Below are 15,184 nucleotides of genomic sequence, written 5' to 3' on the forward strand. Positions count from 1 at the left end.
TATGCTGACCACATGGAGGACGATGTGTCGCACCCCCCGACGTTGGGGGAGCTGATCCGCCGGCAACGTGAGCTCGCCGAGTTGCCCATGCGGCAGCTCGCCGCGATGGTGGGGATCTCGAACCCGTATCTGTCGCAGATCGAACGGAACCTGCGGGCGCCGAGCGAACGCGTGCTGCAGGCCATCGCCGAGCAGCTGCATCTGTCGGCGGATGCGTTGACGGCCGAGGCGGGGCGGCCGGATCCGGGAGAGTCCGCGGTGGTGCACGCGATCCGGGAGGATCCGGATCTGACGAACGCGCAGCGGCGGTCGCTGGTGGAGATGTACGAGGCGTTCCGGGAGGTGACCGTGGGTAAGCGGCGCCGGGGTGCGCGCTCCGACGACGATGCGGAGTGAGTAAGGTCACATCGGACGGCATAATGTGAGCCATCCTCAGGTTTCGGCTGGTGGGGCGCCGCGTCCCCGCCCGCCCGCCCCACGTGCAGCTCGCATGTACTTCGCGGTAAGATGCGCGACCCGGCACGCGGTGTCACCCTCGGGGCACACCCCTCTTCCCCATCTGGAGATGTCCCTTGCTCGACCACGTGCACAAGAAGTTGAAGTCGACCCTGGACCCGATCGGCTGGGGTCCCGCGGTGAAGTCGGTGGCCGGACGCGCCGTCCGCAACCCCCAGGCCGTCACCGCCGCCACGACGGAATACGCGGGCCGGCTGGTGAAGATCCCCGCGGCGGCCACCCGCGTGTTCAACGCCGACGATCCCAAGCCGCCGATGCCGCTCGACCCGCGGGACCGCCGTTTCTCCGACACCGCCTGGCGGGAGAACCCCGCGTACTTCTCGCTCCTGCAGAGTTATCTCGCCACGCGGGCCTACGTCGAGGAACTCACCGACGCCGGCGCCGGCGATCCGCTGCAGGACGGCAAGGCCCGCCAGTTCGCGAACCTGATGCTCGACGTGCTGGCCCCGTCGAACTTCCTGTGGAATCCGGGCGTGCTCACCCGTGCATTCGAGACGGGCGGGGCAAGCCTGCTGCGCGGCGCCCGATATGCCGTGCACGACGTGCTCAACCGCGGCGGCCTGCCGCTGAAGGTGGACTCGGACGCGTTCACCGTCGGCGAGAACCTCGCGGCCACCCCGGGCAAGGTGGTCTATCGCAACGACCTGATCGAGCTGATCCAGTACACGCCGCAGACCGAGCAGGTGCATGCGGTGCCGATCCTCGCCGCGCCGCCGTGGATCAACAAGTACTACATCCTCGATCTCGCACCCGGTCGCAGCCTCGCCGAGTGGGCGGTCCAGCACGGCCGCACCGTGTTCATGCTCTCGTACCGGAACCCGGACGAGTCGATGCGGCACATCACCATGGACGACTACTACGTCAACGGCATTGCCGCCGCGCTGGACGTGGTCGAGGAGATCACCGGGTCGCCGAAGATCGAGGTGCTGTCCATCTGCCTCGGCGGCGCGATGGCCGCGATGGCCGCCGCGCGCGCATTCGCCGTCGGCGACAAGCGCGTGACCGCCTTCACCATGCTCAACACCCTGCTCGACTACAGCCAGGTCGGGGAACTCGGGTTGCTGACCGATCCGTCCACGCTGGACCTCGTCGAGTTCCGGATGCGGCAGCAGGGCTTCCTGTCCGGCAAGGAGATGGCCGGCAGCTTCGACATGATCCGCGCGAAGGACCTCGTCTTCAACTACTGGGTCTCGCGGTGGATGAAGGGCGAGAAGCCTGCGGCCTTCGACATCCTCGCGTGGAACGAGGACAGCACGAGCATGCCCGCGGAGATGCACTCGCACTACCTCCGGTCGCTGTACGGCCGCAACGAGCTGGCCGAGGGCCTCTACGTGCTCGACGGACAGCCCCTGAACCTGCACGACATCACGTGCGACACCTACGTCGTCGGCGCGATCAACGACCACATCGTGCCCTGGACATCGTCGTACCAGGCGGTGAACCTGCTGGGCGGCGACGTGCGCTACGTGCTCACCAACGGCGGGCACGTCGCCGGCGCGGTGAACCCGCCCGGCAAGAAGGTGTGGTTCAAGGCCGTCGGGGCGCCGGACGCCGAGACCGGCTCGCCGCTGCCCGCGGATCCGCAGGTCTGGGACGACGCGGCCACCCGCTACGAGCACTCGTGGTGGGAGGACTGGACGGCCTGGTCGAACAAGCGCGCCGGGGAGCTGGTGCCGCCGCCGGCAATGGGCAGCGCCGCCCACCCGCCGCTCGAGGACGCTCCGGGCACGTACGTCTTCAGCTGAGGACTTGCGCGTTAGCATTCATCTTGCTAACCTGCTAACAGCGTCCTCCGAGGCGCCCTCACACACCCGAACGGAAGGTACGCCATGACCACCGCCAAGACCCCCGTCGACGCCGCTGTCGCCAAGACCACCGCCGACACCGCCAAGGCCAACGAGGCTGCTGCCAAGGCCACCGCGGACGCCACCGCCGCCGCTCAGAAGATCGCCGAGTCGGCCACCACCGCCGCGAACCAGGCCACCGCCGAGTTCACCAAGGCTCTCGACGAGAGCGCCGCCCGCCTGAGCGAGTTCAACGACAAGGTCGTCGACGCTGCCAAGCAGAGCGGCAACCTCACCGTCGACACCTACGAGCGCGCCGTGACCAGCCTGCTCGACCTGCAGGAGAAGATCGCCTCCGCCACCCCGATCGCCTGGGTCGAGGACCTCACCAAGGCGCAGGTCTCCTTCGCCCGTGAGCTCACCACCACGGTGACCACCACCGCACGCGATCTCCTCAAGTGATCGATTGTGCGTCTGTTCCGACGCGATCGCGTCGGAAGAGGGGCACCACGCACCGGGCGCCGGTTCAATGAACCCCATGAACGCCCTGCAGACCGTCGCGATCGCCGCCGCCCCGTTCCGTCTCGGGGCGGCGGCGATCGCCGGCTGGAGCACCTACCTGGCCACCCTGAGCCGACGCGGCGCGCACCCGCTCGACGTCGCCGGCGACATCGCCGACTGGTGGCGCGTGCTCACCGACCGCGAACCCCCGCGCTGGGCCCACCCGTGGCCCGTCGCGCACTCCTGGCCGCTCGCCCGGCTGCGTGACTGCAGCGACCCCGACGCTCCCGCCCCCGAGGCCGTCCCCACCCTGCTGCTGCCGCCGCAGTCCGGATCGCACTCGTGCATCGTCGACCTCTCCTCCGACCGCAGCCAGGTCTCCGCCCTGCGCAGCGGCGGGTTGTCGCGGCTGTACTGCCTGGACTGGGCGCCCGCCGGCCCGGTCACCGACGGCGCCTCCCTCGACGACCATCTCGCCGTCCTCGCCGAGGCCGTCGAACTGCTCGGCGGACGGGTCAACCTGGTCGGCGGCAGCCAGGGTGGCTGGCTCGCGGCGATGCACGCCGCACTGCATCCGCGGACCGTGCACAGCCTCACCGTCGCGGGGGCCCCGATCGACTTCCACGCCGACCGTCCCGGTGCCGGCGCCCTCGAACACGTGCCACGCTCGGTGTCCGCGTCCGTGCTGAACCTGTGGTACGACGCCTCTCGGCTGTTCGGGGTGCTGCCCACCGACCCGGTGAGCGAGGTCCAGCGCAGCCTCGAACTGCTGGGCCTGCTGAACGACCCCGACACCCTCGGACAGGCGATCGACGAACGACGGTGGTTCCTCTGGCGCCAGGAGATCCCCGCCGCATTCCGCACGTGGATCCTCGAGCACCTGTTCGTCGGCAACGACCTCGTCGCCGGGGCCGTCACCACCGCGGCCGGTCCGGTGGACCTGGCCGCGATCGAGTGCCCCGTGCACATCGTCCTCGGCCGGCACGACCTCGTGGTGCCACCGGGACAGGTCCTCGCCCTCGCCGACCACGTCAGCACACCCGCCGGCGACATCACGGTGCACGACGTCGACGCCGGCCACCTCGGCTTGTTCGTCGGCCGGCGCGCCCTCACCGAGCTGTGGCCTCGGCTTGCGGCCGGGATCGCCGCGCACTCCCGATGAGGACCGCCGACGCGGCGGTGCGGAGGGCCGCCGTCGCGGCGGTGCGGAGGGCCGCCGTCGCGGCGGTACGGAGGGCCGCCGTCGCGGCGGTACGGAGGGCCGCTGCCGCGGTGGTGCTGACGGCCGCCCTCGCGGCCGCCGCCGCGGCGGGGTCCTCCCCGCCCGCCCACGCCGCGGGAGACGGGTTCCTGTGGGGCGTGTCGAGTTCCGGCTTCCAATCCGAAGGCTCCCCGCCGGACAGCAACTGGACCAGGTACGCCGCGTCGGGCCGCACCCACGAACTCGTCGGCACCTCGGTGGATTTCCGTCACCGCTACCGGGAGGACATCGCCGCGGCCGCGGACCTCGGGGTGGACGTGTTCCGGTTCTCGGTCGAGTGGTCCCGCATCCAGCCCACCCCGCACGGCTGGGACGAGGCCGAACTGCGCTACTACGACGACGTCGTCGCGACGGTGCGCGGGCACGGCATGATCCCGATGATCACCCTCGACCACTGGGTGTACCCCGGGTGGATCGCCGACCGCGGCGGTTGGCGCGATCCCGCCACGGTCGGGGCATGGCTCGCCAACGCCGAGCAGGTCGTCGCCCGGTACGCCGGGCTGGGCGCGATGTGGGTGACGATCAACGAACCGACGATCTACGTCCAGAAGGAACTCGCCTTCGGCGGGATCGACGCTGCCGACGTCCCCCGCATGTTCGACGCCCTGGTCGCCGCGCACCGCTCGATCTACGCCCGGATCCACGAACTGGACCCGGGCGCGCGCGTGACGTCCAACGCCGCGTACATCCCCGGGGTGCAGACCGGACTCGACGCCCTGTTCGTCGACCGGGTCCGCGACACCCTCGACTTCCTCGGGCTCGACTACTACTACGGGGCCACCCTCGCCAACCCGAGCGCGATCCACGCGCTCACCGACGACTTCGCCTCGATCGTCCCGCATCCCGACGGGATGTACGAGGCGCTGATGCACTACACCCGCCGTTTCCCGGGGCTGCCGCTGTACGTCGTGGAGAACGGAATGCCCACCGCCGACGGGGCGCCCCGCGCCGACGGCTGGACCCGGGCGCGACACCTGCGCGAGCACGTCGACCGGATGCGCCGCGCCGCGGCCGACGGCGCCCCCGTCTTCGGGTACAACTACTGGTCGATCACCGACAACTACGAATGGGGAAGCTACACACCACGTTTCGGCCTGTATACCGTCGACGTGCGCACGGATCCGAACCTGACGCGCCGTCCCACCGACGGGGTCGACGCCTACCGGGCCGTCACCGGTGAGCCGTGGCCGGTGCCGGTGCCGGGCTGACCGGCCCGGCCCGGTCGTAGAATCGCCCGATGACCTGGCAGACGTGGGTGGCCCTGCTCGGCGCCGCCTGGGTGATCAGCCTCTCCCCCGGCGCCGGCGCGATCGCGTCCATGTCCTCGGGCCTCGCCCACGGACTGCGGCGCGGCTGGTGGAACATCGTCGGGCTGCAGTTCGGCCTGCTGCTGCAGATCGTGGTGGTCGCCGCCGGCGTCGGCGCGGTCCTCGCCGGGTCCGCGGCGGCATTCACGGTGATCAAGTGGTTCGGCGTGGCCTACCTCGTGTACCTGGGGGTGCGCCAGTGGCGCACTCGCCCCACCGAGGTCGACCCCGGCGCGGCGCCGGGACTCGGCTCGGCGCCGGCGCTGGTGGCGCGCGGGTTCCTGGTCAACGCGAGCAACCCCAAGGCGGTGGTGTTCATGCTTGCCGTGCTGCCGCAGTTCCTCGATCCCGCAGCCCCGCTGCTGCGGCAGTACCTGATCATCGCGGCGACGATGGTGACCGTCGACATGATCGTCATGACCGGCTACACGGGCCTGGCGGCGCGGGTGCTGACGCTGATGCGCTCGCCGCGCCAGCAGCGCATCACGGGCCGGGTGTTCTCCGGGCTGTTCTTCACGGCCGCCGCGTTCCTGGCCACCGTGCGCCGCGCGGCCGCCGCGGCATAACGGCCGGTCAGTGCGGCCGCGGCGCCACCCCGAGCCGCTCGCACGCGGCGTGATACAGGGCGACCACTGCGGTGCGGATCCCCGCCCGGTCGGAGACGGGCTCGAGCCACGGCACCCGCACCGTCGTCTCGATGCCGCCGACCTCGACGACCCACTCGCCGAACTCGGTGTGCACGCCGGTCATGCGGGCGGCGCCCGCCGTGGGTTCCGCGAACGCGCGGACCACGAGCAGGTTGTCGTCGGCGTGGTCGTCGTTCATGTGCCCGGTCACGGCCGCGACGACGGCGGCGTCGAAGGAAGTCACGCCGGCGAGCCTAGCCTCACCGATCGCCGTCGGCGCCCGCCACCCCGACGGTGCGTTCGAGCGCGGCGAGCTCGTCGTCGAGGTGCGCGATCAGGCGATCGAGCTGCGGGACGCTGCGGCTGCACGAGGTGAGCCCGAACGCGATCCGATCGTCGGTGCTGGTGCAGGTGATGTTCAGGGCCTGCCCGTCGACCGGCACCGACAGCGGGTACAGGGCGTCGACGCGGGCGCCGTTCCAGTACAGCGGCTCGACCGGGCCCGGCACGTTGGAGACGATCACGTTGAACGGCGGCCGCACCACGGCCCGGTTGCCGGTGAGCACCCCGACCGCGAGCGGAGCCATGCCGAGAGCGCTCGTGGCCAGCAGCGCGGTCTGGGACCGGCCCCGCATGGACTCCTTGCCGTCGACCATCGCGTCCCGGATGGCGGCCAGGCGGGCCGCCGAACCGTCGACGTGGGTGGCGAGCGGGCACATCAGCACGCCCACGTCGTTGCCGCCCTCGGTGGTCTTCCCGCGACGCAGCGACACCGGCACCATCGCGACGAGCGGATCGTCGGGCAGGGCCTCGTGGTCGAGCAGGTAGGCGCGCAGCGCTCCCGCGGACATCGCGAGGACGACATCGTTGACGGTGGCGCCGGCGGCCTCGGCGACGCGCCGCAGCCGCGTCAGCGACCAGTCGTGCGCGGCGAAGCGGCGGCCACCGGCGATGGACACGTTGAGCATCGTGCGCGGCGCCGTGAGCGACACCGCGCCGCCGCGGCCCCGCAGGGCCCGGTCCACGGTCCCCACCAGCGCGGGCACCATCCCGGCGGCCTCGTCGACGACGCCCCGCACGGCCCGCACGGTCATGCTCGGCAGGTCGAGCGCGGTCCCGACCGCGGAGTGCGGCGGGTCGGCGGACGGGAAGCGCGCCCAGGGCGGCGGCATGTCGGTGCGGTCCGCGTCGGAGCTCAGGGCCCGGTGCAGCAGCCGCATCGCGCCGACACCGTCGGCGAGGGCGTGGTGGATCTTCGTGTAGATCGCGTACCGCCCGTCGGCGAGGCCCTCGATCAGGTGCATCTCCCACAGCGGCCGGCTGCGGTCGAGGAGGGTGCTGTGCAGCCGCGACACCAGGGCGCGCAATTCGGCGATGCCCCCGGGGCGTGGCAGGGCGTCGCGACGGACGTGGTGTTCGAGGTCGAAGTGCGGGTCGTCCTCCCACGTCCACATCCCCAGGGTGGCGAGGGAACGGACCGCGCGCCGGCGCCACAGGGGCGCGACGTCGTCACCGGCGAGGGCCGCGTCGAACAGCGCGCGCAGGGAACGGGCGTCGCCGCCCGGCGGCGGCTGCAGCAGGATCAGCCCCCCGACGTGCATGGGATGCTCGCGCGACTCGCCGAGCAGGAACATCGAGTCGATCGGGGACATCGGCAAACGCATGCGAGGTCTCTCCGTTCCCCGGCGACGGGGAACTGGTTAGTGGCGGACCCCCTGTGACCCGCCGGACGCGCGCCGCCGCCGTGAGGTGCCTCACGGCGGCGGATACGTAGCCAGTTGTACGCGATCGATGCGGCCGGTGCCAAGCGCGGCCCCGGCGTGGCGTCACATGTCGAGACCGAGGTCGAGGACGGTCACCGAGTGGGTCAACGCGCCGACGGCGAGGTAGTCGACCCCGGTGCGGGCGTAGTCCGCGGCCACGTCGAGGGTCAGGCCCCCGGAGGACTCGAGGCGGGTCTGCGGCGCGTGCGTGTTGCGCCGTTGGACCGCGATCTGCGTCTGCCACAGCGGGAAATTGTCGAGCAGGATCAGCTCGACGTTCTCGGCGAGCACCTCGTCGAACTGCTCGAGGCTGTCGACCTCCACCTCGCACTCGAGGTCGGGGGCCTGGGCCCGCACGGCCCGCAGCGCCGCGACCACCGAACCGGCGGCGACGACGTGGTTGTCCTTGATCAGCGCGGCGTCGCCGAGACCCATCCGGTGGTTGACACCGCCGCCGACCCGCACCGCGTACTTCTGCAGCGCCCGCAGGCCCGGCAGCGTCTTGCGGCTGTCGCGGATCTTCGCGTCGGTGCCGGCGACGGCGTCGACCCACTGCGCGGTGGCGGTGGCGATCCCGGACAGGTGGCACATCAGGTTCAGCATGGTGCGCTCGGCGGTGAGCAGGCCCCGGGTGGGGGCCTGCACCGTGAGCACCGCCTCCCCCGCCGCGGCACGATGCCCGTCGACGGCCCGGTCGAGCACCTCATAGTCGCCGGCACCGAGGACCTCGTCGAGTACCAGCAGACCGATGTCGATCCCGGCGACGGTGCCGGGGCTGCGCGGCACCACCGACGCCGTGGCCACGGCGTCGGCCGGCACCGTGGCGGCGGTGGTCACATCCGGGCCGTAGCGCAGGTCCTCGTCGAGGGCGACGCGCACCAGCGCGAGCGTCTCGTCCCGATCGAGTCCGGCGGGCAGCTCGGTGCTGGCCATTCAGTGTGCTCCTGTGAGTTGTGGTGTGCGCAGCGTGATCTCGCCGTCGGCGTCGAGACGCGTCTCGAGGCTGCGACGCTGCGCGGGGTCGGATGCGGGATGGTCGTCGCGGGTGTGGCACCCGCGGCTCTCGGTGCGGGCGCCGGCCGCGAGGGTCAGGGCCCGGGCCGCGACGGTGAGCGCGGCGTCCTCGAGCGCCGCCGCGTCGGTGCACCGGCCGGTCGGGGCGGCGGTGAGGCCCGCCCCGGCGACGGCGAGCCCGGCGGCGTCGCGGACGACGGAGGCGTGCCGGGTCATCAGCTGCTGCAACGCCGCCCGGTCCGCGCGGGGCCGGACGGGCAGGTCGGCGTCGGCGGTCTCGACGCGCAGCCCCCCGCGCTCCTCGGCCGCGGCCAGACCGGCGCGCTCGCCGACGACGAGGCCCTCGAGCAGGCTGTTGGAGGCGAGCCGGTTGCCGCCGTGCAGGCCGGTGCGGGCGACCTCGCCCGCCGCGTACAGCCCGGGTACACCGGTGCGGCCGCACACGTCGGTGACGACCCCGCCGCACGAGTAGTGCGCGGCCGGAGCGACGGGAATCAGGTCGCGGGCCGGGTCCAGGCCCACCTGCGCCAGGGAGGCGGTGACGGTCGGGAAGCGCCGCGCGAACCCGTCCAGGTGCCGGGCGTCGAGCAGGACGTGGTCGTCGCCGAGCTCGGCGAGCCGGGTGGCGATGGCACGGGAGACGACGTCGCGCGGCGCGAGGTCGCCGAGGGGGTGCACCCCGGCGGTGACCGGGCGGCCGGCACTGTCCACGAGGCGGGCACCCTCGCCGCGCACGGCCTCGCTGACGAGCGGGCGGCGGCCGACGGATCCGGCCGCGAACAGCACGGTCGGGTGGAACTGGACGAACTCGAGGTCGGCGACGGCGGCACCGGCGTGCAGGGCCAGCGCGATACCGTCGGCGGTGGCGCCGGGCGGGTTGGTGCTGCACGCGTACAGCTGCCCGAGGCCGCCGGTGGCCAGCAGCACGGCCGGGGTGTGGACGACACCGAGGCCCCGGTCGTCGAGGACGAGCAGGCCGGTGACGCCGCGCGTGTCGGTGAGGACGCGGGCGGCGGCGGCACCGAAGAGCACCGGCAGTCCGGCCGCGCCCAGGGCACGCTGGATCTCGGCACCGGTGGCGTCGCCGCCGGCGTGGATGATGCGGCGGGTGCTGTGGCCGCCCTCGCGGGTGCGGGCGATGCCGCCGTCACGGCCGCGGTCGAACACGGCTCCCAGGTCGGTGAGGGCCGCGACGGCGTCCTGCCCGCCGGAGACGATGGACCGCACGGCCGTCTCGTCGCACAGGCCGGCGCCGGCGGCGCAGGTGTCGGCGACGTGGGAGTCGACGGAATCCGCCGGCCCCGGGGCGACGACGGCGATGCCGCCCTGCGCGTACTGGGTGGCGGTGTCGGTGGGGCCGCCCTTGCTGACGGTCAGCACCCGCAGTCCGCGCCGGGACGCGGCGCGGGCTGCGGTGAGGCCGGCCACGCCGCCCCCGACCACCACGAGGTCGGCGCGGGCTTCCCAGCGGATCGTGTCCCGCCGCTCCGCTCGACCCGCGCCGACGCCGGAGGACATCGTCACTCCCCGCCGCCGGGGTTGCCGATCGCGATCATCCGCTGCACCGACTGCCGGGCCCGCTCGGCGACGGCCGGGTCGACGTGGACCTCGTCCTTGCCCTCCTGCAGGCAGCGCAGCAGCGCGGCCGGAGTGATCATCTTCATGTAGGGGCAGGACGCGCGGTCGTTGACGGCCTGGAAGTCCACGCCGGGCGCCGCCTTGCGCAGTTGGTGCAGCATCCCCACCTCGGTGGCGACGAGGACCTGCTTGGCGCCGGTGGCGCGGGCCGCGTCGAGCATGCCGCCGGTGGACAGGATCTTGACCTTGTCGTCGGCGACGAAGCCCTCACCGGCGAGGTACAGCGCGGAGGTGGCGCAGCCGCACTCGGGGTGGACGAACAGCTCGGCGTCGGGGTGCGCCTTGGACTTGGCGGCGAGCTCGTCGCCGTTGATCCCGGCGTGCACGTGGCACTCGCCCGCCCAGATGTGCATGTTCTGCCGGCCGGTCACGCGCTTGACGTGGGCGCCGAGGAACTGGTCGGGCAGGAACAGCACCTCGCGGTCGGGGTCGATGGAGGCGACGACGTCGACCGCGTTCGAGGAGGTGCAGCAGATGTCGGTCAGGCCCTTGACCTCGGCGGTGGTGTTGACGTACGAGACGACGACCGCGTCGGGGTGGTCGGCCTTCCATTCGCGCAGCTGGTCGGCGGTGATCGAGTCTGCGAGCGAGCACCCGGCCCGCTCGTCCGGGATGAGGACCGTCTTGGCGGGGCTGAGGATCTTCGCGGTCTCCGCCATGAAGTGCACGCCGCAGAAGACGATGGTGTCCTCCTCGGCCTCGGCGGCGATGCGCGAGAGGGCGAGGGAGTCGCCGACGTGATCGGCGACGTCCTGGATGGCGGGCAGCTGGTAGTTGTGCGCCAGCAGCGTGGCGTTGCGTTCGCGCGCCAGTCGCCGGATCTCCTCGGCCCACTCCGGGGTCGCCTCGACGCCGGTGTAGCCGCCGGGTCCGTCCTGGATCGGGGTGTGCGCGCCCGCCCACGTCGTAGTGGTCATGGCCTGCTCCTTCGCCGTGCACCGGGCGGGCTTTGCCCGGATTTCCGTATTCGGGGGTTTTCGACTTAGGATCGAAAACATGACACATGGTAGCACCCTTCACGAAGTGCTCATCGTCGTGTTCCAGGTTCGCCGATTTCCGGACACCCAGGGCGGCACGAAGACCGAGCTCGGGGTGCTGTTGTGGCAGCGCGCCCTCGACCCGGAGGCGGGCACCTGGTCGCTGCCCGGCGGCCGCCTCCGCGACGACGAGGACCTCACCACCTCCGCCCGTCGCCAGCTCGCCGAGAAGGTCGACGTGCGCGAGGTGGCGCACCTCGAGCAGCTCTCGGTGTTCTCCGATCCGCACCGGGTGCCGGGACCGCGCACGATCGCCTCGACCTACCTCGGGCTGGTGCCGATCACCTCCGATCCCCACCTGCCCGAGGACACCGCCTGGCATCCCGTGTCGGACCTGCCGGCGATGTCCTTCGACCACGGGGTCATGGTCGAGAACGCACGCACCCGCCTGGCCGCCAAGCTCTCGTACACCAACATCGCCTTCGGGCTGGCCCCCGCCGAGTTCGCCATGTCCACGCTACGTGAGATCTATTGTGCGGCACTCGGATACCAGGTGGATGCCACGAACCTGCAGCGCGTGCTCAAGCGCCGCGACGTCCTGACCCCCACCGGCACCACCGCCCCGCCGGGGCGTGCCGGCGGCCGTCCCCCGGCACTGTTCCGCTTCACCGAGTCGCGCCTGCGCGTCACCGACGAGTTCGCCGCCCTGCGCCCGCCGGGCTGACGGTTGGTGTGGTTCTCTGTTTCGGTATCGGCAACTGCAGGACGGCCCGGCCGAGTGGACGGTGGCGGCGAGCGCGTAGTGAGCTACCTCGAGGAGGTCGGTGCCGGCAAACGCGCCGAATCCGCGGAGCCGCTCGTCGCGGTGGCACAGGGCTGCGGCGAGCCGGCCGAGCCGGTTCGGGGGCTCGGCGAAGAATCGCAGGCGCGCGTCGCGTTCACCGAGATGCTCGGCGCCGTCGCCGGCCGTTGGGGGCTCCGGCGGCAGACGGCGGCGTCGGCCGGCAGCGGGTGCCCGCAAGTGGGCCCGCTCGAAGGCCTGAGAGTCGTCCGGGCGGATGCGGACCGCGTCCCCCTCAGGGGCGACATCGAGAATCCGGTAGGTGTCGTCGATCAGCGTCATCGCCACGGCAGTGCACGGTAGAAGCTCGACGTCAACGCTCGGTCACACGCCGATGAGCATCGCCTCCGCCTCCGTCGGTGGTGACCCGCTGGGATCCAGGGCCACCACCGACGGAGCCCGTCAGTTGAGGCGCTGCGGGACGCCGTAGGTGACCACGGTGTCGTTGTTGGCGGTGATCGCGCGAGCGAACGGCCGGACCGTCACCGGCCCGACGGCACCGGAGACCGAGCCGTGCACGCCGGCGATCCGGACGGTGACCGAATCCCCGTCGAACTCGTGATCCTCGACGATGGCGACCTCGGTGATGCCGCCGGGGGCGAGTTCGACCTCGATCTCCTGCTCGGGAATGATCGAGCCGCCGATCGTCGCGCCGGTGCTCGCGTCGAGGCCCAGCGCGAATTCGGGTGCCAGTTCGACGTTGACGCCCACCTCGTTGCCGACCTCCCAGTCCAGGCTGGGGGTGAAAATGTGCACCACCGCACCGGGCACCGCGACCGGGTAGCCGATCTGATATCCGAGGGTGAGCTTGGTGCCGGTGTAGTCGGCGGCACCGGGCCCGGTGATGTTCACGGTGGCGGAACCGTCGTGGAAGAACTCGACACTGAGCGGGGAGCTGTCGAGCGGGAGAACGCCCTGGATGGAGGTGTCGGCCTGCAACACCTCGATCGCGTTGCCGTCCGCGAGGGGCAGCACGCGGGCGTTGTCGACGGCGGCGGTGGCGGCGCCCGGGCCGACGAGCACGCTCAGCGCCACGGCTGCGGTGAGCGCGGTGCCCCGGACGACATTCGGACGGAATCGGTTGCCGGAGAATCGGTGGACCATCGTGACGACCTCGTTCCTGGAGGGTGGGAAGCGGCGTGACCTCCGACACGCAGGCACAGCCTAGAAGCAGCGCACGCGATTTCGCCGGACGAACCGGGGCGCGGCGTGTCCTGAACGTGACGCCGCCACGGGCGCGCAGGCAGGATCCGCGCAGGCAGGATCACAGCACTCCGGCAGCGCCTGGTTCACACCGCAATGGCACCGACCGGCCGCTCATAGATGACAAGTTCCGCGAGAACCTACAGCGAGGTCCGGCACATGCCGGCCTTACGTATACCGGGCGTCGGCCGGGTACCGGGGGAAGCCGTCGCCGGCCGCGCGCCAGTCGGCCAGCCACCGCTCGGTGAGTTCCGTGCCCTCGGCCCGCAACGCCGCCAGGTGCCGCGGACTCCGGTCGAGTTTCGAGGCGTGGTCCAGCGTCCACGCCGAGTCCCGGCTCATCTTGATCGTGCGGACCACGACGGTCTTGCGGTCCGTCAGGGGCGGGGCGTCGTTGCCGTACTTGTCGATCCACCGGTTGACGGTGAGGATGTGGTCGAGTTCCTGGTTCAGCGACAGGTTGCCGGCCAGATCGTTCTCCCGGTCGCGGATCTCCTCGAGACCGACGCGCAACGAGGTCGGCGAGTACTCCTGCGGGTTGATCCGCACCACCCAGATCTCGTCGGGCTTGTCGTCGCAGGTCTCGGTGTCCAGCAGGTCCCGCACCGGCGGGTTCTGCGAATACAGGCCGTCCCAGTAGTAGCCGGTGCGCCGGACGGTGGTGCCTTCGTCCGCAGTGGGGAACTCGAGGTTCTCGATCGGTTGTGCGGGCAGCAGCTCGGGCAGCGTGCCCGACGCCGCCACCCCGTCGAGCGACAGGGCGCGTCGCATCCGCCACCGCGTCGCGCCGTACTGGTCGCGCTCCGGCGGGGGCTTGAGCCCCAGTTCCTCCAGGGTCTTGTCCGAGTCGAAGGTCTCGAAGTTGCCGCTGAGCACCTCGATCGCGCCGGCGATGACCCGGACATTGTTCTGGGCGAGGAGCTTCCAATCGACCGAGTCGAAGTCCGGGCAGAGCGAGGCGAGCAGGCCCTGGAATCCGAGGTACTCCGGGCGGGCACCCACCGATCCCAGGCCGAGCAGCCCGAGGCGGCCCGCCGCGGCGTACGGACTCGATTCGGGGAGGGCCACGCCCGCGGCCTTCCAGCGCAGCAGCACCTGCCCGGCCAGGTTGTGCAGCGTCTCGGCGGGGTTGGTCGCCGCGAACACGGTCCACAGGTGGTCGAGTCGTTCGACGGCCTTGTCGACGGTGCCGCAGTCCGGGTCGGATCCGTTGGGGGCCAGGCCGTACCAGGTCGCAAGCGCGCACAACGCGCCGGCGGACGTGCCGCTGAACGAGACCAGATCGAAGGAGGTGCCGCCGTCGGCGTCCCATCGCTGCTTGGCCCGCAGAATCGAGGTGAGCGCACCCCAGGTGAAGGCGACGTGCGTGCCTCCACCCTGACAGGCGATGGCAATCTTCTTGCGCCGCACGGACTGCACCGACACGTTGATCCTTCCGGAGGGGACGTCGCGCTGATTGTGTCGCATCTCCGGCCGCCTGTCCGCGCGGGCCCCGGGCGCGGCGGTCCCTCCCCGGCCGCACCCGCCACGGTCGGCGGGCGCGGCCACGCTCAGCGACGTTCCGTCAGGCTCGAGTCGAGCGTCCCGTGCCGGGAGCACCGGGCCCACCAGCCGTCGGGGGCGACCTGCACGATCATCCGGCGCCCGCACTGCTCGCAGAACCGGGGCGGCTCGAGACCGAGCCGGGCCGCGGCCGGGACCGGGGCGTTCTCGTCGACGGGCCGGCCGGTGAACGGGTTGAACACGCCGGCCT

General features: G+C 71.9%; 16 protein-coding genes. 8 read left to right on the plus strand and 8 right to left on the minus strand.

Going from position 1 to position 15,184, the window contains the following annotated elements; genetic code table 11:
• Window positions 1-12: 12 nt before the first annotated feature.
• The 6 genes from KZJ41_RS16125 (at window position 13) to KZJ41_RS16150 (ending at window position 5,935) form a co-directional block, all read left to right on the plus strand.
• Window positions 13-396: a helix-turn-helix domain-containing protein gene (locus tag KZJ41_RS16125; RefSeq protein ID WP_029544089.1), complete on the plus strand. Its 384-nt coding sequence runs from the start codon at window positions 13-15 to the stop codon at window positions 394-396.
• A gap of 176 nt (window positions 397-572) precedes the next feature.
• The gene (locus KZJ41_RS16130; protein WP_050035341.1) at window positions 573-2,261 is read left to right on the plus strand and encodes an alpha/beta hydrolase; all 1,689 of its coding nucleotides are present in this window, start codon (window positions 573-575) and stop codon (window positions 2,259-2,261) included.
• 84 nt (window positions 2,262-2,345) lie between these two features.
• The gene (locus KZJ41_RS16135; protein ID WP_006941283.1) at window positions 2,346-2,762 is read left to right on the plus strand and encodes a hypothetical protein; all 417 of its coding nucleotides are present in this window, start codon (window positions 2,346-2,348) and stop codon (window positions 2,760-2,762) included.
• 76 nt (window positions 2,763-2,838) lie between these two features.
• Window positions 2,839-3,963 (plus strand): alpha/beta fold hydrolase, encoded by a 1,125-nt coding sequence (locus KZJ41_RS16140; protein ID WP_050036371.1) that lies wholly within the window; start codon window positions 2,839-2,841, stop codon window positions 3,961-3,963.
• Window positions 3,960-5,270: a glycoside hydrolase family 1 protein gene (locus KZJ41_RS16145; RefSeq protein WP_251549282.1), complete on the plus strand. Its 1,311-nt coding sequence runs from the start codon at window positions 3,960-3,962 to the stop codon at window positions 5,268-5,270. The genes KZJ41_RS16140 and KZJ41_RS16145 overlap by 4 nt, the downstream gene beginning before the upstream one ends.
• A 29-nt stretch (window positions 5,271-5,299) precedes the next feature.
• Window positions 5,300-5,935 (plus strand): LysE family transporter, encoded by a 636-nt coding sequence (locus KZJ41_RS16150; protein WP_065922506.1) that lies wholly within the window; start codon window positions 5,300-5,302, stop codon window positions 5,933-5,935.
• Window positions 5,936-5,942: 7 nt separating this feature from the next.
• Here the strand turns inward: KZJ41_RS16150 and KZJ41_RS16155 are convergent, their stop codons facing one another.
• The 5 genes from KZJ41_RS16155 to nadA all read right to left on the minus strand — a co-directional run bounded on the left by KZJ41_RS16155 (window position 5,943) and on the right by nadA (window position 11,327).
• Window positions 5,943-6,239 carry a DUF2470 domain-containing protein gene (locus tag KZJ41_RS16155; protein WP_006941289.1) on the minus strand — a complete coding sequence of 99 codons (297 nt, stop codon included), beginning with the start codon at window positions 6,237-6,239 and terminating at the stop codon, window positions 5,943-5,945.
• Between the two features lie 16 nt (window positions 6,240-6,255).
• Entirely contained in the window at window positions 6,256-7,659 is a 1,404-nt protein-coding gene (locus KZJ41_RS16160) for a wax ester/triacylglycerol synthase family O-acyltransferase (RefSeq protein ID WP_084648621.1), read from the minus strand.
• A 162-nt stretch (window positions 7,660-7,821) separates the two neighbouring features.
• Window positions 7,822-8,691: a carboxylating nicotinate-nucleotide diphosphorylase gene (nadC, locus tag KZJ41_RS16165; protein ID WP_006941300.1), complete on the minus strand. Its 870-nt coding sequence runs from the start codon at window positions 8,689-8,691 to the stop codon at window positions 7,822-7,824.
• The gene (locus KZJ41_RS16170; protein WP_065923455.1) at window positions 8,692-10,290 is read right to left on the minus strand and encodes an L-aspartate oxidase; all 1,599 of its coding nucleotides are present in this window, start codon (window positions 10,288-10,290) and stop codon (window positions 8,692-8,694) included. It abuts the gene before it with no gap.
• A gap of 2 nt (window positions 10,291-10,292) precedes the next feature.
• The gene (nadA, locus tag KZJ41_RS16175) at window positions 10,293-11,327 is read right to left on the minus strand and encodes a quinolinate synthase NadA (RefSeq protein WP_050035344.1); all 1,035 of its coding nucleotides are present in this window, start codon (window positions 11,325-11,327) and stop codon (window positions 10,293-10,295) included.
• A gap of 79 nt (window positions 11,328-11,406) precedes the next feature.
• Here nadA and KZJ41_RS16180 point away from each other — a divergent pair, with 79 nt between their 5' ends.
• Both KZJ41_RS16180 and KZJ41_RS16185 read left to right on the plus strand, forming a co-directional pair.
• A complete protein-coding gene (locus KZJ41_RS16180; RefSeq protein WP_006941309.1) occupies window positions 11,407-12,111 on the plus strand; it encodes an NUDIX domain-containing protein in 705 nt (234 codons plus the stop codon).
• A gap of 78 nt (window positions 12,112-12,189) precedes the next feature.
• Complete coding sequence (locus KZJ41_RS16185; RefSeq protein WP_065922504.1) at window positions 12,190-12,531, plus strand: hypothetical protein; 342 nt, start codon at window positions 12,190-12,192, stop codon at window positions 12,529-12,531.
• A gap of 99 nt (window positions 12,532-12,630) precedes the next feature.
• Here KZJ41_RS16185 and KZJ41_RS16190 read toward each other — a convergent pair whose 3' ends face one another.
• From KZJ41_RS16190 to KZJ41_RS16200, 3 genes are all read right to left on the minus strand, one after another.
• Window positions 12,631-13,332, minus strand: a complete 702-nt coding sequence (locus KZJ41_RS16190) for an MspA family porin (RefSeq protein ID WP_006941310.1) — start codon at window positions 13,330-13,332, stop codon at window positions 12,631-12,633.
• 267 nt (window positions 13,333-13,599) lie between these two features.
• Complete coding sequence (locus KZJ41_RS16195; RefSeq protein WP_251549284.1) at window positions 13,600-14,898, minus strand: patatin-like phospholipase family protein; 1,299 nt, start codon at window positions 14,896-14,898, stop codon at window positions 13,600-13,602.
• Between the two features lie 83 nt (window positions 14,899-14,981).
• The gene (locus KZJ41_RS16200) at window positions 14,982-15,176 is read right to left on the minus strand and encodes a hypothetical protein (protein ID WP_006941314.1); all 195 of its coding nucleotides are present in this window, start codon (window positions 15,174-15,176) and stop codon (window positions 14,982-14,984) included.
• Window positions 15,177-15,184: the final 8 nt, after the last annotated feature.

This window comes from Rhodococcus sp. 11-3 (assembly GCF_023704055.1).
In the GTDB taxonomy this organism is placed as follows: Bacteria; Actinomycetota; Actinomycetes; order Mycobacteriales; family Mycobacteriaceae; genus Rhodococcus; species Rhodococcus aetherivorans.

Coding starts and splice junctions, on each gene's coding strand:
- KZJ41_RS16195 (WP_251549284.1), bottom strand. CDS start 14,898: ATGCGACACAATCAGCGCGACGTCCCCTCCGGAAGGATCAACGTGTCG.
- nadA (WP_050035344.1), bottom strand. CDS start 11,327: ATGACCACTACGACGTGGGCGGGCGCGCACACCCCGATCCAGGACGGA.
- nadC (WP_006941300.1), bottom strand. CDS start 8,691: ATGGCCAGCACCGAGCTGCCCGCCGGACTCGATCGGGACGAGACGCTC.
- KZJ41_RS16125 (WP_029544089.1), top strand. CDS start 13: ATGGAGGACGATGTGTCGCACCCCCCGACGTTGGGGGAGCTGATCCGC.
- KZJ41_RS16150 (WP_065922506.1), top strand. CDS start 5,300: ATGACCTGGCAGACGTGGGTGGCCCTGCTCGGCGCCGCCTGGGTGATC.
- KZJ41_RS16135 (WP_006941283.1), top strand. CDS start 2,346: ATGACCACCGCCAAGACCCCCGTCGACGCCGCTGTCGCCAAGACCACC.
- KZJ41_RS16160 (WP_084648621.1), bottom strand. CDS start 7,659: ATGCGTTTGCCGATGTCCCCGATCGACTCGATGTTCCTGCTCGGCGAG.
- KZJ41_RS16190 (WP_006941310.1), bottom strand. CDS start 13,332: ATGGTCCACCGATTCTCCGGCAACCGATTCCGTCCGAATGTCGTCCGG.
- KZJ41_RS16145 (WP_251549282.1), top strand. CDS start 3,960: ATGAGGACCGCCGACGCGGCGGTGCGGAGGGCCGCCGTCGCGGCGGTG.
- KZJ41_RS16140 (WP_050036371.1), top strand. CDS start 2,839: ATGAACGCCCTGCAGACCGTCGCGATCGCCGCCGCCCCGTTCCGTCTC.
- KZJ41_RS16180 (WP_006941309.1), top strand. CDS start 11,407: ATGACACATGGTAGCACCCTTCACGAAGTGCTCATCGTCGTGTTCCAG.
- KZJ41_RS16170 (WP_065923455.1), bottom strand. CDS start 10,290: ATGTCCTCCGGCGTCGGCGCGGGTCGAGCGGAGCGGCGGGACACGATC.